Origin of the sequence: Tardiphaga sp. 172_B4_N1_3, assembly GCF_052076035.1 — a bacterium.
Taxonomy (GTDB): domain Bacteria; phylum Pseudomonadota; class Alphaproteobacteria; order Rhizobiales; family Xanthobacteraceae; genus Tardiphaga; species Tardiphaga robiniae.
Genome location: NZ_CP197238.1, coordinates 3391908 through 3410858 on the forward strand (window position 1 = coordinate 3391908; position 18951 = coordinate 3410858).

The window sequence follows — 18951 nt, forward strand, 5'->3', positions numbered from 1 at the left end:
CGTTTCACTCGTTGGCGCCTTGCCGACGCTCATTGCCGCGCCCTCTCCCCTTGCGGGAGAGGGCAGCGCAGGAGTTAGAAACAAACTCACTTGGGAGAGGGGCGCCACAACGAGCCCTCTCCCGCCTTCGCTTGCTCAGGCACCCTCTCCCGCGGCGCGCGGCTACGCCGCGCTGGGGGAGAAGGGAAGACAAGTACTACCGCGGCGCCATACGGATGGCGCCGTCGAGGCGGATGGTTTCGCCGTTCAGCATCGGATTCTCGACGATGTGGACGGCAAGGTTGCCGTATTCCGAGGCGTCGCCGAGGCGGGCCGGATGCGGCACCTGCGCGCCCAGGCTGGCGCGGGCTTCCTCGTTGAGACCCATCAGCAGCGGCGTCAGGAACAGGCCCGGCGCGATGGTGTTGACGCGGATCTTGCTGGAGGCGAGATCGCGGGCGGCCGGCAGGGTGAGGCCGACAACGCCCCCCTTCGAGGCGGAGTAGGCGATCTGGCCGATCTGGCCTTCATAGGCGGCGACGCTGGCGGTGTTGATGATGACGCCGCGCTCCTCGCCGATCGGTTCGGCGGTGGCAAGCTGCTCGGCGAACAGACGCAGGCAGTTGAAGGTTCCGATCAAGTTCACCATGATGACATTGGTGAACTTCTCGAGCGGATAAACGCCCTGCTTGCCGACGATGCGCTGCGAACCGCCGATACCGGCGCAGTTCATCAGCACGCGCGCGGTACCATGCGCAGCCGCTGCCTTGGCGAGCGCCGCCTTGACGTCATTCTCGCTGGTGACGTCGCCGACGGTGGCGATGCCCTTCACTTCGGCAGCGACCTTCTCGGCATTTTCCGCCGCACGATCGAACACGGCGACCTTGGCGCCCTTGGCAGCCATCGCGCGCGCGGTCGCGGCACCGAGGCCCGAACCACCGCCGGTGATGAATACGGCTACGTCTTTCAACTGCATCGATAATGCCTTTCCTTGGGCGTTTCTGATCGTTTCTTGAATTTTGGGTCGCGACGAAAAAGAAAAAGAAGAAGAAGTGGTCCTTGGGCGTTTTCTTGGTTGTTGTTCTTGAAACTGATCCTTGGGCGTTTCTTATTTTTGGTTCTTGAATTTGGTTCCTTGGGCGTTTCCCGACGTTTTTGAATTTTCTTGGCAGTTTTCCTTGGGCCGTTTCTTCTGAGCTCGTGATGTCAGGCCTTGGCGGCCTTCTTGTTTGTGAGGATTCCGCCGAGCAGCATCGCTTCCATATGGGCGACGTAGTCGCGGCAGACTTCATCGGTCACCGGGCCGACGCCAATGGCGCGCGACATGGCATGACGGCTGAAGAACAGGTTGTCGCAGGCGCCGATCAGGCTGGTGTAGAACAACACCGGATCGACCTTGCGAAATTCGCCGGATTCAAGTCCCTCGGCCAGCAGGCGGCGATGGAAGCCGAGTAGCGGCCCCACAAAGAACTTCGAGACTTCATCGGCCGCCTCGTTGCTGCTCTCATGCAGCAAGTAGTGGATCAGCCGGTTCATGTAGGGGAACTGATAATAGGCCTTGATGATGCCGGCGATGTGCAGCCGCAGTTTTGCAGTGGCCGAGATCGGCTGCGCCAGCAGATATTCCAGATTGGTCATCTCGGTGGCGGCATCGCGCGCGAGCAGCGCCAGCAGCAGGCCGTCCTTATTGCCGAAATGATATTTCACCAGCGCCGCATTGACCCCGGACTGCTGCGCAATCTCGCTCAGCGACACCTCAATGGAGTTGCTGGCAATCATCAGTTCGCTCGCTGCGAGCAACAGCTTGTCGGCCGTCGGATTACGGGCAGCGGCGGTTTTCACAGAGGTGCTGGGGTTCAAATTCGGTGCCATTCGGAGCGCAGATAATACGAACAATCGGCCGCACTCAAGAGTTAATTGACCGATTGACTAAACTCTCCGCGGACACTTAAATCCCGCGCACCAACAAGCCATCAAAATGAGCCAAATAAGGGAGAAACGCCATGGCCGAGGCCTATATCGTCGCCGCTGCACGCACCGCTGGTGGCCGCAAAGGCGGCCGTCTGGCTGGTTGGCATCCGGCCGATCTCGCAGCCTCGGTCCTGAACGCATTGGTGGAGCGCACCGGCGTCGATCCCGCCTCGGTTGAAGACGTCATCATGGGCTGCGTTGGTCAGGGCGGCGAGCAGGCGGTGAACGTCGCGCGCAATGCCGTGCTGGCCTCGAAGCTGCCGGAAAGCGTGCCCGGCACCTCGATCGACCGCCAGTGCGGATCGTCGCAGCAGGCGCTGCATTTTGCCGCTCAGGCCGTGATGGCCGGCTCCATGGACATTGTGATTGCCGCCGGCGTCGAGAGCATGACCCGCGTGCCGATGGGCTCACCGAGCATTCTCGCGTCCAAGGCCGGCATGGGCCACTACAAGAGCCCCGGCATGGAAGCGCGCTATCCTAATATCCAGTTCAATCAGTTCACCGGGGCCGAGATGGTCGCCGCGAAATACGGTCTGACTAAGGATGAACTCGACCTGTACGCCTATGAGAGCCACCAGCGCGCCATTGCCGCGACCGAAGCCGGCCGCTTCAAGGACGAGATCATCCCGCTGCAGATTACCCGCGCGGATGGCACGACGGATACGCATCACATCGACGAGGGCATCCGCTTCGACGCCACGCTCGACGGCATCAGGGGCGTCAAGCTAATCGCCGAGAACGGCAAGCTCACCGCAGCATCCGCCAGCCAGATCTGCGATGGCGCGTCGGGCGTGATGGTTGTCAACGAGAAGGGCCTCAAGCAACTCGGCATCAAACCACTGGCGCGCATCCACCATATGACCATGATGGGTGGCGATCCCGTGATCATGCTGGAAGCGCCCCTGCCCGCCACCAAGCGCGCGCTCGAAAAGGCCGGAATGAAGATCGACGACATCGACCTGTTCGAAGTCAACGAAGCCTTTGCCTCGATCCCCACTGCCTGGCTGAAGGCCACCGGCGCCGACCCGAAGCGCCTCAACGTCAATGGCGGCGCCATCGCGCTCGGCCATCCGCTCGGCGGCTCCGGCACCAAGCTGATGACCACGCTGGTGCACGCACTGCAGCAGAACAAGAAGCGCTATGGCCTGCAGACCATGTGCGAAGGCGGCGGCATGGCCAATGTGACGATCGTGGAGCGATTGTAATTTTCTTCCCCTCTCCCCTAGCGCTGCGTAGCAGCGCGACGTGGGAGAGGGTGGATCGAACACGCGAAGCGGGTTCGAGACGGGAGAGGGCCCGCGACTGGCCATAGAAAACTAAACCACACCACGAGCGGAAAAATCCGCCGGTCTTCGAGGAAACACCAAGGAATTCTCCATGACGCATCCGTCGATTCACGCGAAGACGAATCCCGACAAGATTGCCTACCGCATGGCCGGTTCAGGTCAGGCGCTCACCTATCGCGAACTCGACGAACGCTCCAACCGCGGCGCGCAGTTGTTTCGCTCGCTGGGACTCAAGGCCGGCGATCATGTTGCGCTACTGATGGAGAACCGGCTCGATTTCATGGAGATCTGCTGGGCCGCACAGCGCAGCGGGCTCTATTACACGGCCATCAGCCGCTACCTCACGCAGGACGAAATCGCCTATATCGTGAAAGACTGCGGCGCACGGGTCGTCATCACTTCCGAGAAATGCGCCGATGTGGTTGCGCCGCTGATTACCAACGCGGGGGAGCCAATGTTCTATATCGTCGACGGTTCGCGCCCCGGTTTCCGCGACTGGAATACCGCCCTCGCCACTCAGCCCGCCACGCCGATTGCCGACGAGGTTGCCGGCTACGACATGCTGTATTCGTCGGGCACGACGGGCCGCCCCAAGGGCATCAAGCGCGCCTCGGAGAACAATCCGATCGACGTGCCGAATCCGTTCCTGAAGCTGCTCTGCGCAAAGATGTGCGGCATGACATCGGACTCGATCTATCTGTCACCGGCGCCGCTGTATCACGCAGCTCCGCTGCGCTTCAACATGATGGCGATCACGCTCGGCGGCACGTCGGTGATCATGGAGCATTTCGACGCCGAGGAATTCCTCAAGCTTGTCGAAAAGCACAAGATCACCCAGTCGCAGCTGGTGCCAACCATGTTTGTCCGCATGCTGAAGCTGCCTGATGAAGTCCGTTTGAAATACGACGTATCTTCATTGAACGGCGCGATCCATGCCGCAGCCCCCTGCCCCGTCGACGTCAAGGCGCGGATGATCGACTGGTGGGGACCGATCCTGATCGAATATTACGCGGGCTCCGAAGGCAACGGCGTCACCGTCTCGAACTCGCAGCAGTGGCTGTCGCATCGCGGGACCGTTGGCAAGGCTGTGGTCGGCAGCGTCAAGATCGTCAACGAGGAGGATCAGGAAGCGCCGACCGGCGAAATCGGCACGGTGTATTTCGCCGATACGCCGCAGTTCAGCTATCACAACGATCCCGAGAAGACGAAGCGCGCCTATAACGCGCGCGGCTGGTCCACCCTCGGCGATGTCGGCTATCTCGATGACGAAGGCTTCCTATACCTCACCGACCGCAGGTCCTACATGATCATTTCCGGTGGCGTGAACATCTATCCGCAGGAGACCGAGGACGTTCTCATCACCCATCCGGACATCGCCGATGTTGCGGTGTTCGGCGTGCCGAACGAGGAGATGGGCGAAGAGGTCAAGGCCGTGGTGCAGCCGCACGACATGAACCGCGCCGGCAAGGCGCTGGAAGCCGAACTGATCTTGTACTGCCGCAAGCATCTGTCGCCGATCAAATGTCCCAAGAGCATCGACTTCGAGCCGGAATTGCCGCGTACGCCGACCGGCAAACTGGTGAAGCGCCATTTGCGGGACAAGTACTGGCCGAAGAAAGAAAGAGCGACAGTGTGAGGCGGCTTATACGCGATCGCGTATATAGCTTCTTTATACGCATTTGCGTATAAAATTGAAATATACGCGATCGCGTATATTGTACTTTTATACGCGACCGCGTATAAACTTCATGGGAGATTTTCCATGGACCAGATCGCACGCAACGAAAAACAGCTCGGCGCCATTTTGCGGCGGGCGAGAAAGCAAGCTTACCTTACACAAACGGAACTCGGCCAGAAGCTGCATCTGCGGCAGGGAACGGTTTCCCGTTTGGAAGCCGGCGAACCCGCCGTCCAACTCAATACGCTGATGGCGGCTCTCGCCGCGCTCAATCTCGAACTGGTTGTGCGATCTCGTACGACCACCGAGGCCGCCGACATCGAAAGCATTTTCTGATGGCGCGTTCGCCGAAGCACGTTCCACTGAACGTGTTCGTCAACGGCAGGCTCGTCGGCGCGCTCCGGCGCGAGGCAACTGGTGCCGTCAACTTCCGCTATGCGCGCGACTGGCTGGATTGGGATTCGACCTTTCCCATCTCGCTATCCCTTCCACTGCGCGAAGATCAGTACGTCGGCGCGGCGGTCCTCAATGTCTTCGACAATCTGCTGCCGGACGGCGACGCAATCCGCAAGCGCGTCGCCGAACGTGTCGGCGCCGAAGGCACCGACACCTACAGCATGCTCGCCGCCCTCGGCCACGACTGCGTCGGCGCGTTGCAATTTCTTCCGGACGAACACTCACCCGACCCGGCCGGCAAAGTGGACGGCCATCCTGTCGATGCTGGCGATATCGCAGACATCCTGAACAACCTCGTTTCTGCCCCGCTCGGGCTCGGCGAGGATAAGAACTTCCGTATTTCTATCGCCGGAGCCCAGGAGAAGACCGCGCTGCTGAAGCGAGACGGCCGATGGTACAAACCAATTGGCACGACGGCGACCACCCATATCCTGAAGCCGCAGATCGGCCGGCTCCCAAACGGCGTCGATCTCTCGGACAGTGTCGAGAACGAGTATTTCTGCCTGAGACTTCTGTCAGCGCTCGGCATCCCGTCAGCCCATACGGAAATCGCTGATTTCGGCGGGCGGCGAACGCTGGTGGTCGAACGCTTCGACCGGCTCTGGACGCGCGACAAGCGCCTGCTGCGCCTGCCTCAGGAGGACTGCCTGCAATCGCTGTCCATACCCTCGACGCGAAAATATCAGTCCGACGGCGGCCCCGGCACGACGGAGATCTTCGGCCTGCTCAAGGGCAGCGACACCGTCGAAGCAGACCTTTCGCATTTCCTCCGCGCCATCATCGTGTTCTGGCTGATCGGCGCCACCGACGGCCATGCCAAGAATTTCAGCATCTTCCTCAATCCAGGTGGACGCTTCCGCATGACCCCGCTCTACGATGTGCTGAGCGCACAGCCGAGCCTCGACAATGGGCAGGTCCAGAGGAAAAATTTCAAGCTGGCGATGTCGATCGGCAAGAACCGTCACTACGAGGTCGAGGAGGTCATGCCGCGGCACTTCGTCCAATCCGCTGCGATGGCGGGCATCGGTGCCAGTCTCGTGCGCTCCACTTTCGAGGATATCGTCGCAAACACGATGATGAAGGCAGAGCAGGCGATTGATGACTTGCCTCCAGATTTCCCCGAACAGTTGGTTGCATCGATCTCGGAAGCGATGACACATCGCATCACGATGATCGAGAAAAGCCTCAGCCAGGTTGCATCATGACCGCCGGCCTGCTGGTCTCCGCAGCGCGATCCGGCGCGGGCAAGACCACGGTCACGCTCGGCCTGCTCGCCGCACTGGCGCGGCGCGGCATGGTACTGCGCGCGGCCAAGGCCGGGCCCGATTATATCGACCCTGCCTTTCACGCGGTCGCCACCGGCGCGCCCTGCATCAATCTCGATAGCTGGACCATGCCGCCCTCGCTGCTGCAGGCGCTGATGGCTGGCGTCAGCGATGCCGCCGATCTGCTGGTGGTCGAAGGCGTCATGGGCCTGTTCGACGGCGTGCCCGGCGTCGCCGACCGAGACGGTAGCAGCGCCAGTATCGCCGCGCGCTTCAATCTACCGGTGCTGCTGGTGCTCGACGTGACCGCGCAATCGCAATCCGCCGCCGCTATGGTGCGCGGCTTTGCCAGTCATCGTCCCGACGTCCGCGTCGCCGGTGTGATCCTGAACCGCGTCGGCAGCGATCGCCACCGCCGCCTTATCACGGACGCCATCGCGCCGCTCGGCATCCCCGTCGTCGGCGCCATTCCGCGGGATGCTGCACTGGCGCTGCCAGAGCGTCATCTCGGCCTCATCCAGGCTGGCGAACACGGCGACCTTGCCACGCGGATGGACGTACTCGCCGACATGGCGGAGAAGCACCTCGATCTCGATGCCATCATCGCGCTGGCCGCCCCCATCGAGCGGGAGCCCACGCTCAATGCCACGCCAGCATTGCCACCGCCTGGTCAGCGCATTGCGCTTGCCGTCGATGCCGCATTCACTTTCATCTATCCGCACCTGATCGATGGCTGGCGCAACGCAGGCGCGGAGATCCTGCGCTTCTCCCCGCTAGCCAATGAAGCTCCCCCGGACGATTGCGATAGCTGCTGGCTGCCAGGCGGTTATCCCGAACTTCACGTGGCGACGCTTGCCTCGGCGCAAAAATTCCGCGACGGGCTGGTGCGCTTCGCACAGACACGTTCGGTCCATGGCGAGTGCGGCGGCTATATGGTGCTCGGTGAAGGCCTGGAGGATGCCGACGGCAACCGGCATGCGATGACGGGGCTGCTCAGCCACACGACGAGTTTCCACAAGCGGCGCTTGCATCTCGGCTATCGCGAGGCGCGATTGCTATCCGACGGTCCGATCGGACCAAAGGGATCGCTCATCCGCGGCCATGAATTTCACTATGCGTCACTGATTGATCCGGGCAGCGACGACCCGCTGGTCGATCTCCGCAACGCGCAGGCCGAACCCATGGCAGAGCGCGGCGGACGGCGCGGCCATGTCACCGGCACATTTTTCCACGCGATTGCGCGGGTCGATGGCTAACGGGAACTAACGCCCCCAGCGATCCTGCCAGATCTTCTCGCCGATCAGGCAGTTGACGCGGGGCTCCTTCGTCGTGTTGGCGACAGGAATCGCGCGCGGCTCGGGCATCAATCCTGCGACTTCCAACACCAGTTTGGTGCGGATCGCTTCCTTGAACTTGTCGCGCTCCTTGATCGGCACCACGAAGGAACCCGCGCCGCCGATCACGCAGTCCTCATAATAGAGATCGAGGTTTTCGATATCCATGGTCGAGTAGGACAGTTCCTTGGCCATGATCGGCAGGCCGTTGATGACGATACCTTTCGCGACTGCCTCATCGCGCGCGACCGTCACCGGTCCTCCATTGTTGTTCGGCCCATCGCCCGAAATATCGATGACCCGGCGCAGACCGTGCAGCGCATTTTCATCGAACAGCGGCATGGCGTAGTAGATCGCGCCCGAGATCGACGTCCTTGACGCCCGGCGGATCGGTGTCTTCATGATTTCGGATGCCACCGCGTCGGCGGATTCAGGACCATCGATGACACGCCAGGGAATGATCAGCTTCTGGTCTGACGATGCCGCCCATTCGAAATAAGTGACCGCGATCTTGCCTGTCGGGCCGCTTTTGAGCGCGGTAAGAAATTCCTTGGAGACGATGGCCTGGGCATAGCCTTCACGCTGGATCGCCAGCTCGTCCATATCCATCGAGTAGGAGACGTCGACCGCCAGCACCAGTTCGACATCGACTACGGGGTCCTGCTTGCTCTGGGCAAACTGCGCTTTCGGGCCCGTCGCCGCCATGCTCGCGACGTCGCCGCCGGCCATCGCTCCCGCGACGAGTACCGCTCCAATCGAGACACACCAGCGCATAGCGGCCCTCCCGTTGAGAATCGAATGGTGACATGCAAATGACGAGCCGCAAAGCAGGAACCTGCAAGCATGTTCACAATCCGGTCATGGCGGCTCTGCTGCTGCGGCAGAGTTAACGGGCGCCTGCCCCCGGATTTGAACGGTTTGCACGTTCGCGCGACAAAGCTAGCGCAGGATGTCGCCAACGCCACATCCACCATTGCCGACCGGAATGGCCGACATGAGTGCCGCCTTGAATGCGCCGATGAACGGTGGCCGCCAGCCCGCAACGCGGCACCCAATCGTGTGGGCCGTACTGCTCGCTTGCATCGGCGCAGCGATCGCTTTGTTCGTTTCAGCACCTGCCGAACAGCGCAAGACAGGGGCCGCCGAACACGATGAACCTATTCAGCCGTTCGGCGCCAACGCAGCCAACGAATGCCGCCGTCTTTTGCGGAACGCCACCGAATACCTCCCCGAGCAACAAGAGAAGCTGCGTTACCGGATGCGCCAGGCCGCCTGCAGCGAAGCATTCGCTGCAGCTCCGGACGATGTCCGCAACAAGGTGGCCTTCGCTCAATCGCTGCCGCATGAACGGCGCGCCGAGGCGGTCGCACTGTTGCGCGAGGCCGCAGCCCGAAACGATAGCGAGGCAAATTACGCAATCTATGAGTCGCACAATTCATGGGACTATCATCTTGATCGCCCGCAACTGATTGCGCGCGACGAGGCACAGCACGCGCTGATCAAGGCAGCCGAACTGGACAACCCGTCAGCGGTAAACAGGCTCGCCATCCTCTATGGCCGTGGCGGCATCGTAAAGCGGGACCCCTCGGCCGAACGATACTGGACCGAGCGCGCGCTTCGGTTGCCGCTGCCGGAGAACGTCACCCGTGCGGACCAGCAGATCAGGCTTGCCCGGCTTCTCGCGCGATCCCCACAGCCGGACGAGCAGACCCTCGGCCGGGATTTACTCGCACGTCTCGCCCAAGGCGGCTCGTTTGGCGCCAAGGCGGCGCTGGCTGAAGCCACGCGTCCCAACGATCCCGTGCGCGCCCGCAAACTATTTGAAGAGGCTGCGCGCGATCATCTGGGAGGCGATACCGAGCTGGCGCAGATGCTGCTCGATGGCGAAGGCGGCCCGGCCGATCCGAAGCGCGCATTATCGATCTTGCAAAGCCAGCGCCATCAAGCGAGCGCGAGTGGCCTGCTCGGCGAGCTTTATCTCGATGGAAAGCTGGTGCCACGCGACGTGTCAAAGGGGATCGACTTGCTGATCACTGCCGGGGTTTGGGACTACGACTCCCGGCTAAAGGCCCTGCGGTTGCTGGCCGGCCATCCGCAGGTTCAGATCTCTTCCCTCAACATCGTTCTGTATGAGGCAATTCAGGCTGCGGAACTTGGCGAGCCTGACGCACTTGCCGCATTGGTCGATCTCAAACTATCGCAGAACCCGCGGTTTCGCGACGTCCCCGGAGCCTGTAAACTGAAACCAATGGCCGTGCAGCGCGGCGATCAGGATGCCGTGCAACGCCTCAAGGATTGCCCGGCCGACTGATCATCGTCGCGTCGCCGCCACAGAGCGCGATCGTCCGGATGAGTGTGCATGCCCGAGAGTGTCACCGCCCCGCAGACCAAGACTAAGACCAAGCCGAAGGTCGAGCGGCCGAAATTGTACAAGGTTATCCTCGTCAATGATGACTTCACGCCGCGGGAGTTCGTCGTGCGGGTGCTGAAGGCGGAATTTCGCATGTCCGAGGATCAAGCCGCCAAGGTAATGATGACGGCGCATCAACGCGGCGTCTGCGTCGTCGCCGTGTTCACCCGTGACGTCGCCGAGACCAAGGCGACCCGCGCGACAGATGCCGGCCGCGCCAAGGGCTATCCGCTTCTGTTCACGACCGAGCCAGAAGAATAGGACGTGGCGCTTCTGCTTTGGCCCTCAAGACGATAAAAATTTAACGATCGGCTCAATCCGAGGTTGGGCGGCATGTGGCAAGCTCGCCAGATGTCGATTGCACTCCGCAAGCAATATGTATCCCGGCCGGAATTGTCGTTCGGGCCTTTGCGCTTCATCGAATGCCTGCCTTGGCTCGTGCTGGCAGCGGGAATGCGCGTGATCGCGTTCAGCGGTGGCGTTATCGCCTTGCCGGCCATCTTCGTCGCCACGGTTGCCGTTCTTCTCGCGTTTCTGGTGACCGCACGGCGGTCGATCGAGCTTGCCGACGGCGAGACCCATCTCGGAGCGATGACGTTCGAGGATGAATTCCGACTATCGCTGCGCATTCTGGTGCGTATCGGCGCGCTGATGCTTGTAGCAAGCATGATCTCTGTATCGCTCGGGATCTCGCCGCTGGACCTGAACTTCATGGGCGGCATCGATGGCATGGCGTTCGATCAGCCGACAGCGGCCGGAAAGATCTGGAATGCCTCCATCGCCACGCTGATCTTGCTGATGATCGTCGGCGTCGAACGCCATGACAACAGGGTTCGTTTCTTCGCGGCTTGCCGTGAATTCGCCAGGCGACGCGCGTGGCTCGGCGTGGGCCTTCTGGTCCTGACCGCCGCCTATTTCGGCCTCGGTTTTGTCCAGGGTCTCGTTCGCAACGCGATTGCGATCTACGGGCAGGCGCCAACGACGAACACCTTCATCCGAAACCTGATCTTCTTCGTCTTTATCTTCAGCTTCGCGATGCTGCGGCTTTGGGTGACCCTGATGATCCTGACCGCGGCCCTCAAGCAATCCCATCTGCGCGGCGACTGACCTCAGCCGGCGACCGCGGTTTCATCGCCCAATCCATAGACCTGCTCGGCCTTGGCGAAGCCAGCGATGGGAAATTCACCGAGATCGGCCCAGTCGGCGTCTGTCGCACCAGCAAAAGCGGTCGACGCGACCACTGTACGATGCAGCCTGCCCGCGATCTTCTCCAGACGTGCGGCGAGGTTCACCGCCGGGCCGATACAGGTGAAGTCGAGCCGGTTGCCGCCGCCGATATTGCCGTAAAGTACCTTGCCGACATGCAGTGCCAGACCGAAGCGAAAGCGCTCTTCGGCACCTGCCGCATCCGACCAGCGCAGCGCTTCAACGGCAGCGCTGGCTTCACGCGCGGCCTCCAGCGCATGACCGCAAACCATCGAACGATCCGTATCATCCTCAGCAATGGGAAACACGGCCAGCAGGCCATCGCCCATGAATTTGAGCACTTCGCCGCCATGCTTGAGGATCGCAGGCACCTGACAATCGAAGTAAAGGTTGAGAATCTCGACGACGCTTTCCGGCGGCAATCGATCCGACAGCGCCGTAAAGCCGCGCAGATCCGACAACCAGATCGCTGCGCGCATGGTCTCGGTGTGGCCCCGTCGGATCTGACCACCGAGAATACGTCCGCCAGCGCGATTGCCCACATAGGTATCGAGCAGTGTCACCGTCACTCGTCGTATGCCGATGACCTCGATCAACCGCGCCAATGTCGGCAGCACCGTTTTCAAGGCAGCAAGCTGCTCGTCCGTAAAACCGCCAGGCTGCTTCGTGGTCCAGCTTGATGCGTGGAGCATGTTGTCGACGAAGGTGAGCGGGATCGCGATGTAGTCGGTAACGCCTTCGGCGCGCATATCGTCGAAAAAAGGAAAGGGTGTGGTTGATGGCTCATGAAGTCGGCTGCGAACCTCGACACCTTCACGGAAGACCAGCGCAAGCGGACTGCTGAGGAATTCAGGCGCCTCCTGAATGTCGAAATCAACCGAGCTGAGGACCACCCCGGTCTCCGGACGCCAGATGAAATTTCTGCCGAAGATTTCCGGGTGCAGGGTGCGGATGAAGATGCCGACGCGGTATAGCGGCAGCCCCGCAGCGACAAGCCGTTCGCAACATTCCGCCATCATGCGCGATGGCGTCGGCGCGGATCGCGCACCGTCACTGAGCCAGTCGATGATCTCTCTGAGCTTGTCGGGCAACACGGCTGGCACTTTCAAACTCGCGCGAACGCGGGCTTCGGTCAGTCACTTACTCTAGCCGACCTGTCCGCGATGCCGAATGAAATGATCGGCGAGCACACAAGCGGCCATGGCTTCCGCCACCGGCACGGCGCGGATGCCAACGCAGGGATCGTGGCGGCCCTTGGTCAGGATGTCCGTATCGGCGCCATCGCGATCGACGGTCTTGCGCGGCGACAGGATCGACGAAGTCGGCTTCACGGCAAAACGTGCCACGACCGGCTGGCCTGTGGAAATGCCGCCGAGGATGCCGCCAGCATGGTTTGAGAGAAATGACGGGCCGTGATTGGTCATGCGCATCTCGTCGGCATTGTCCTCGCCGGACAATTCCGCAGCACCGAAACCGTCGCCGATCTCGACACCCTTCACCGCATTGATGCTCATCAGCGCCGCTGCCAGATCGCCATCGAGCTTGGCGTAAATGGGCGCGCCCAAACCTGCGGGCACGCCGTCGGCGACCACCTCGATCACCGCGCCGATCGACGAGCCGGATTTCCGGATACCGTCGAGATAGCTTTCGAAGAAGGCAGCCTTGTCCTTGTCCGGACAGAAGAATGGATTGCGGGCGACCTCGTCCCAATCCCAATTGCCGCGGTCGATCTTGTGCGGTCCCATCTGCACCAGCGCCGCACGCACCGTCATTCCGGGCACGATCTTGCGCGCGATCGCGCCGGCCGCAACACGCGTCGCCGTCTCGCGGGCAGACGAACGGCCACCGCCGCGATAGTCGCGCAACCCGTATTTGGCCTCATAGGTGAAGTCGGCATGGCCCGGCCGAAACTTGTCCTTGATGTCAGAATAATCCTTCGAGCGCTGGTCGGTATTCTCGATCAAGAGCGCGATCGGCGTCCCCGTCGTGACCTGCACACCGGTTTCCGGATGCGCCATGACCCCGGACAGGATCTTGACCGCGTCGGCTTCCTGCCGCTGCGTGGTGAAGCGCGACTGGCCGGGACGACGGCGATCGAGATCGGCCTGGATCTCCGCCACATCCAGCGGGATCAGCGGCGGACAGCCATCGACCACGCAGCCGATCGCCACCCCGTGGCTCTCGCCAAAGGTCGTGACGCGGAACATGTGGCCGAAGGTGTTGTGGGACATGGGGCGCTCGCTGCTTGAGCAGATGTCGTAACGCGGGCCGTCCGAGGGGTCAAATCGCCCGGTCAGCCGAAATGCTTAACTAAACTTGTCCATCCCGTCGGCGTTGAACACGTAGACCGCGCCCTGCTGGATCGGCAGCTCACTGACGCCGTCCGGAGTCTCAAGGCCCAGTGCCACCATCAGAGCGCGTGCCGTGCCGCCATGCGCCACCGCGACAGTATCGCCCGTCAGGCCGTCAACCCATTCGCGCATCCGGAGTTGCACCTCAGCGTAGCTCTCGCCGCCCGGCGCCGGCAGGCTCCATTTGTCGCGCAAGCGCGCCGCAAAGATCTCGGGATGTGCGGCTTCCTGCTCCGCCAGCGTGAATCCTTCCCAGTGGCCGAAGCCGATCTCACGCAGACGATCGTCGAGGCCGTAGTCGTCATGCGGCAGATCCAGCTTGCCGCGCACCAGTTCCATGGTGTTGCGCGCGCGGCCGAGCGGACTGGAGACGAAGGCGACACCGCCGCTGGTGCGCCCGTCCCGTGCCAGCAGGTCTTTCAGCACGGTGCCGGCATGTGCTGCCTGCTCCCGACCAAGATCGTTGAGCGGAATGTCCTTCGAGCCCTGAAAGCGACCGGCGGCGTTCCATTCGGTCTGGCCGTGGCGAATATAATAGATCGTTGGTTTCGGCATGGACTAAGCGATCAGTCCTTGCCGCCCATCGAGATATCCGGCGCATCCGGCACCTTGGTGCCGAGCACGTGATAGCCAGCATCGACGTGATGCACTTCGCCGGTGACGCCAGAGGACAGGTCAGACAGGAAATACATCGAGCTCTGGCCGACTTCGTCGATCGAGACGTTCTTGCGCAGCGGCGCATTGACCTCGTTGTATTTCAGCAGATAGCGGGAGTCGGCAATCCCTGCGAAGGCCAGCGTCTTGATCGGGCCGGCGGAGATCGCATTGACGCGGATGCCCTTCTCGCCCAGGTCAGCCGCCAGATAGCGCACGCTGGCTTCGAGCGCGGCCTTGGCGACGCCCATCACGTTGTAGTTCGGCATCCACTTCTCGGCGCCGTAATAAGTCAGCGTGATGATCGAACCACCGTCGGTCATTAGTTTCTCGGCGCGCTGCGCAACCGCGGTCAGCGAATAGCAGGAGATGAGCATGCTCTTGCTGAAGTTCTCCGCCGTGGTGTCGACATAGCGGCCCTCGAGCTCGTTCTTGTCGGAAAACGCAATGGCATGGACGACGAAGTCGATCTTGCCCCACTTCGCCTTGAGCTCGTCGAACACCGCATCGATGGTCGCGGCATCCGTGACGTCGCAATGACCAAGCACGAGCGCGCCCAGTTCCGCCGCCAGCGGCTCCACGCGCTTCTTCAGCGCATCGCCCTGATAGGTCAGCGCGATCTCGGCGCCCTGCGCCTGGCACGCCTTGGCAATGCCCCAGGCGATGGAACGGTTATTGGCCACGCCGAGAATGACGCCGCGCTTGCCCTTCATCAGGCCTGAAACTTCACTCATATCACATCCTATTTGCTTGGCTGATAACTTGGCAGTCCATGCCGATCTGGCCTTGGGGGTACACCAGCACTTGCGTCCGGTACAGCCCAAAAGCCCGGTTATGTGGCTGTTTACCGTCCGGGCTTAACGCCGGAATAGACGGTCCGCCAAGGTGTTATGATAGATGCGGCGCAATTGCGGGCCGCCCAAGATACCGTCAGGATTACAACGGATGGCACGAGCCCCATGAGCGCCTTTCGCGAAAGCGTTGAGAGCATGATTCCGGCGCTGCGCCGCTATGCGCGGGCGCTGGCGCGTGACACCGACATTGCCGACGACCTTGTGCAGGACACGCTGGTGCGCGCGCTGCGCTCGGAGAAGTTGTTCATCGGCGGTGACCTCAGAAGCTGGCTCTATACGATCCTAACCAATCTGAACCGCAACCGCCGGCGGTCGCTGGCACGCAAACCAGTCTTCACCGAGCTGTTCGACAACAATCCGGATGCCAGCGGGACCGAAGCCGAAGGGCGTGACATCTCGCGCGCCCTCGCCGCCCTCGTCGAAGAGCAGCGCTCGGTGCTGCTGCTCGTGATGCTCGAGGGCCTGAGCTACCGCGAAGTCGCCGACATTCAGGGTGTGCCGATCGGCACCGTGATGTCGCGCCTCGCCCGCGCCCGCGCCCATGTCAAAGCCTATCTCGACGGCGAGCGCCCGGCGCTGCGCGCGGTCAAATGATTTAAAGGGAAGATGATAATGACCGGACCGAACATTCCCGTGACCGAAGACGAATTGCACGCCTTCGTCGACAATGAATTGCCGGCCGAGCGCCGCACCGATGTCGAGGCCTGGCTCGCGACACATCCTGACGATGCCGAGCGCGTCGCATCATGGCGCGCGATGGCCGAGTTGCTACATGCCCGCTACGATGCGATTGCCGACGAAGCCGTGCCGCAGCGGCTGGAAATCGAGCGACTGGTTCAGCAGCCGCGGCGCTGGATCTACGGCGCCGTCGCCGCAACGCTCGTCGCCTTCGTTGCAGGTGGCAGCGCGGGCTGGGTCGCACGCGGCGCAGCGACCACGCCGTCGATATTCCGGAGTTTCACGGTGGACGCGCTCGGTGCGCACCGGACCTATGTGGTCGAAGTCCGTCATCCGGTCGAAGTCGCAGCCAATGAACGTGCACACCTGCAGCAGTGGCTGTCGAAGCGCGTCGGCTACGAGATCAAGGCGCCCGAACTCGATGCGGCCGGATTGAAGCTGGTCGGCGGACGCTTGCTGCCCGGCCCCGAAGCGCCTGCGGCCTTCTTCATGTATGAGAGCCCGTCGGGCGAGCGCTACACGCTCTACACTTCGCGTGCGGCGAAAGCCGACGCCACCCAGATGCGCTATGCCGCGCAGGACAAGGACGGCGCCATGTTCTGGGCCGACAAGGGCGTCGGCTATGTCGTGTCAGGCCCGACCGACAAGGACCGGCTCAACCAGGTCGCACGCCAGATCTACGATCAGACGGAGAAGACGGGGGGATAATCCGTAGGATGGGTAGAACGCAGCGAAACCCATCGATCTCGCATCCGGAAGGTGATAGGTTTCGTTCTGCCGCTGTCCCGCCGGCACTCCACCGATCCTACGCGGTCTGTTTCACGCGGTCACCTATCCAATTGAACGACATCGCGCCAGCCGCCAGCAATGGAAGTTGCATCACGACTGCCAGCGCGCCGTAGAAAATCGAACGCCCCCACAAACGCCAGTCCGACATGTCGGCGACATCGCTTTCAAGACCGATATAGCCGACCGCGATCTTTGCAAGTACGGCAATCGCGAGCACAGGCAGAAGCGCACCCAGCACGATCTTGATCAATCGCCACAGGCGTCCTCTGCTATCTGCCCAGGCATCCCGCCAGGACAAGTTGTCTCGTCCAGCAGCGAGCGCCGGTAATAACAACGCCAGTCGAAGCACGACGTATATCAGTGCAGCCACGTAAGCGACCCCCGCACCCGCGACGACTAAACCCGCGTCGCCGAAATCAGCCTCCGTATCGAGAAACAGCGCCGGCGCCGTCAGCAATTCGAACGCCAGGCTCCAGACCAGAAACCGGCGGACGCGTATCGATGCGAAATCGAAGCGATAACCACCCGGCGGCTCGGCTAGCAGAAGCAGGCGATACAGAGCGAAATCAACGGGCACCAGGAGAATGCACCGAATGACGTCGGCCAGCGTGCGCAGCGCCGGGCTATACGCGGGAAGCGCGTTTCCGAATGCTTCTGCGCCAACAAAAACGAGCAGCGTGATTAGAACAAGATGCGGTGCGCGGCACACCGCGTCACGTGTCATATTCCATGTGTCGTGGACTATCTGTCTGAACGTCGGAGCAGTGGCCATGAGCGGCAATTAATACCATCGGCGCGACAGGCTCAAGACGACCGAACGGGGCGAACGTCCTCGCGGGATCGGCCACTTGCGCGTGGAAAGTTGGGCTTCGCTTCGCTCTACCCATCTACCCTCGCGCCCCGCGCTGACGACCGAAAGGTCGGTGTTACCCCAAATCACTCCGCGGATGATACGGATGCCCGTCTCGCCACTTTTCCATCAGGGCTTCCAGCTCGGCATCGTTGCCGTCGGGCAACATGATCCTTGTGGTGAAGTAGAGATCACCCGCGGCGCCGCCGGCCAGCGGCAGGCCCTTGCCCTTCAGGCGAAACACCCGTCCGCTCGACGTGTTCTTCGGAATTGAAAGCTCCACGGCACCGGTGAGTGTCGGCGCGCGCACCTTGGCCCCCAGCACGGCTTCGTACAGCGTGATCGGCAGATCGACGCGCAGGTCGTTGCCATCCACCTTGAAGTGAGCGTGGGGAGCGATGGTGACGGTGATCATCAGATCGCCGGGACGATGTCCTGGCGCGCTTTCACCCTGCCCGCGGAGCCGGATCTGCTGGCCCGACGTGACGCCGGCCGGTATCTTGACGTTCAATTCCTTGCCGGATGGCAGACGTACGCGCTTCTCGGCGCCCTTCACAGATTCTTCCAGCGTCACCGTCATGGCGACGTTCAGATCCAGATCGGGCATCCCGCCGGCATAGCCGCCGGTGTCGAACTCAAAGCCCTGCGCACCGGGACGCGCGCCGCGCGGGCTGGCGCCGCCGAACATGCTGTTGAGGATATCCTCGAAACCGCCACCGGCACCGCCGGGAAAACCCTGCTGCGCACCGGGACCGCCCCGAAAGGCGTGCTCGAAGCCGCGCTGCGACGCGCCGGCGCGGCCGCCGCCCGGAAATCCCTGGAAGCGTGCTTTACCCTCGGCATCGATCTCGCCACGGTCGAACTGCTTGCGCTTGTCCTCGTCGCCGATGATCTCGTTGGCCGCATTCAATTCCGAAAACCGGTCGGCGGCTTTCGGATCGTCCTTGTTGCTGTCGGGATGATGCTTCTTGGCGAGCTTGCGATAGGCACTCTTGATCGCCGCAGCGCTGGCGCCCCGCTGCACCCCCAAGACCTCATAGGGGTCGCGCATCCGTCGTCTCTCCTTCAGGTAACTAAAAGGCGGGCAATCGGCCCGCATGTTGGGTTTGCGGGCCAGGGCCCGCCTGCTTCTTCATCTGGTGACTTCGTGTCATTTTTGCAACTCGGCCGCAAGCGGCCCGCCGGTGAAA

General features: G+C 62.0%; 19 protein-coding genes. 10 read left to right on the plus strand and 9 right to left on the minus strand.

Annotated elements, in window-relative coordinates; genetic code table 11:
- Positions 1 to 196 precede the first annotated feature (196 nt).
- Positions 197 to 955 (minus strand): SDR family NAD(P)-dependent oxidoreductase, encoded by a 759-nt coding sequence (locus tag AB7783_RS16040; protein ID WP_231079680.1) that lies wholly within the window; start codon positions 953 to 955, stop codon positions 197 to 199.
- Positions 956 to 1185: 230 nt separating this feature from the next.
- Positions 1186 to 1851 (minus strand): TetR family transcriptional regulator, encoded by a 666-nt coding sequence (locus AB7783_RS16045; RefSeq protein WP_439087924.1) that lies wholly within the window; start codon positions 1849 to 1851, stop codon positions 1186 to 1188.
- A gap of 131 nt (positions 1852 to 1982) precedes the next feature.
- Here AB7783_RS16045 and AB7783_RS16050 point away from each other — a divergent pair, with 131 nt between their 5' ends.
- From AB7783_RS16050 to AB7783_RS16070, 5 genes are all read left to right on the plus strand, one after another.
- Entirely contained in the window at positions 1983 to 3155 is a 1173-nt protein-coding gene (locus AB7783_RS16050) for an acetyl-CoA C-acetyltransferase (RefSeq protein ID WP_441278193.1), read from the plus strand.
- A gap of 172 nt (positions 3156 to 3327) precedes the next feature.
- Positions 3328 to 4872, plus strand: a complete 1545-nt coding sequence (locus AB7783_RS16055; protein ID WP_441278194.1) for an acyl-CoA synthetase — start codon at positions 3328 to 3330, stop codon at positions 4870 to 4872.
- A 126-nt stretch (positions 4873 to 4998) separates the two neighbouring features.
- Positions 4999 to 5250: a helix-turn-helix domain-containing protein gene (locus AB7783_RS16060; RefSeq protein WP_441278195.1), complete on the plus strand. Its 252-nt coding sequence runs from the start codon at positions 4999 to 5001 to the stop codon at positions 5248 to 5250.
- A complete protein-coding gene (locus AB7783_RS16065; protein ID WP_441278196.1) occupies positions 5250 to 6575 on the plus strand; it encodes a type II toxin-antitoxin system HipA family toxin in 1326 nt (441 codons plus the stop codon). The genes AB7783_RS16060 and AB7783_RS16065 overlap by 1 nt, the downstream gene beginning before the upstream one ends.
- Complete coding sequence (locus AB7783_RS16070; RefSeq protein WP_441278197.1) at positions 6572 to 7891, plus strand: cobyrinate a,c-diamide synthase; 1320 nt, start codon at positions 6572 to 6574, stop codon at positions 7889 to 7891. The genes AB7783_RS16065 and AB7783_RS16070 overlap by 4 nt, the downstream gene beginning before the upstream one ends.
- A gap of 6 nt (positions 7892 to 7897) precedes the next feature.
- Here AB7783_RS16070 and AB7783_RS16075 read toward each other — a convergent pair whose 3' ends face one another.
- Positions 7898 to 8743 carry a DUF1194 domain-containing protein gene (locus tag AB7783_RS16075; RefSeq protein ID WP_092145074.1) on the minus strand — a complete coding sequence of 282 codons (846 nt, stop codon included), beginning with the start codon at positions 8741 to 8743 and terminating at the stop codon, positions 7898 to 7900.
- A 220-nt stretch (positions 8744 to 8963) separates the two neighbouring features.
- Between AB7783_RS16075 and AB7783_RS16080 the strand changes: the two genes are divergently transcribed.
- From AB7783_RS16080 to AB7783_RS16090, 3 genes are all read left to right on the plus strand, one after another.
- Positions 8964 to 10280 (plus strand): tetratricopeptide repeat protein, encoded by a 1317-nt coding sequence (locus tag AB7783_RS16080; RefSeq protein WP_441278198.1) that lies wholly within the window; start codon positions 8964 to 8966, stop codon positions 10278 to 10280.
- A gap of 48 nt (positions 10281 to 10328) precedes the next feature.
- Positions 10329 to 10640: an ATP-dependent Clp protease adapter ClpS gene (gene clpS, locus AB7783_RS16085; protein ID WP_120291842.1), complete on the plus strand. Its 312-nt coding sequence runs from the start codon at positions 10329 to 10331 to the stop codon at positions 10638 to 10640.
- A 90-nt stretch (positions 10641 to 10730) separates the two neighbouring features.
- Positions 10731 to 11486, plus strand: coding sequence for a hypothetical protein (locus AB7783_RS16090; protein WP_441278199.1), 756 nt, complete (start codon positions 10731 to 10733; stop codon positions 11484 to 11486).
- Between the two features lie 2 nt (positions 11487 to 11488).
- Here the strand turns inward: AB7783_RS16090 and AB7783_RS16095 are convergent, their stop codons facing one another.
- The 4 genes from AB7783_RS16095 to fabI form a co-directional block, all read right to left on the minus strand.
- Complete coding sequence (locus tag AB7783_RS16095) at positions 11489 to 12679, minus strand: adenylate/guanylate cyclase domain-containing protein (protein ID WP_175368409.1); 1191 nt, start codon at positions 12677 to 12679, stop codon at positions 11489 to 11491.
- Between the two features lie 51 nt (positions 12680 to 12730).
- Entirely contained in the window at positions 12731 to 13816 is a 1086-nt protein-coding gene (aroC, locus tag AB7783_RS16100) for a chorismate synthase (protein ID WP_441278200.1), read from the minus strand.
- Between the two features lie 75 nt (positions 13817 to 13891).
- Positions 13892 to 14491: a histidine phosphatase family protein gene (locus tag AB7783_RS16105; RefSeq protein WP_439059550.1), complete on the minus strand. Its 600-nt coding sequence runs from the start codon at positions 14489 to 14491 to the stop codon at positions 13892 to 13894.
- A gap of 11 nt (positions 14492 to 14502) precedes the next feature.
- On the minus strand, positions 14503 to 15324 hold the full coding sequence (gene fabI, locus AB7783_RS16110) for an enoyl-ACP reductase FabI (protein ID WP_093756866.1): 822 nt from the start codon (positions 15322 to 15324) through the stop codon (positions 14503 to 14505).
- A 225-nt stretch (positions 15325 to 15549) separates the two neighbouring features.
- Between fabI and AB7783_RS16115 the strand changes: the two genes are divergently transcribed.
- Together AB7783_RS16115 and AB7783_RS16120 are read left to right on the plus strand one after the other, a co-directional pair.
- Positions 15550 to 16038, plus strand: a complete 489-nt coding sequence (locus AB7783_RS16115; protein ID WP_089265487.1) for an RNA polymerase sigma factor — start codon at positions 15550 to 15552, stop codon at positions 16036 to 16038.
- An 18-nt stretch (positions 16039 to 16056) separates the two neighbouring features.
- A complete protein-coding gene (locus AB7783_RS16120) occupies positions 16057 to 16830 on the plus strand; it encodes an anti-sigma factor family protein (RefSeq protein ID WP_441278201.1) in 774 nt (257 codons plus the stop codon).
- A 97-nt stretch (positions 16831 to 16927) separates the two neighbouring features.
- Here the strand turns inward: AB7783_RS16120 and AB7783_RS16125 are convergent, their stop codons facing one another.
- A complete protein-coding gene (locus AB7783_RS16125) occupies positions 16928 to 17635 on the minus strand; it encodes a hypothetical protein (protein ID WP_441278202.1) in 708 nt (235 codons plus the stop codon).
- Between the two features lie 202 nt (positions 17636 to 17837).
- Positions 17838 to 18812, minus strand: a complete 975-nt coding sequence (locus AB7783_RS16130) for a DnaJ C-terminal domain-containing protein (protein WP_093756869.1) — start codon at positions 18810 to 18812, stop codon at positions 17838 to 17840.
- Positions 18813 to 18951: the final 139 nt, after the last annotated feature.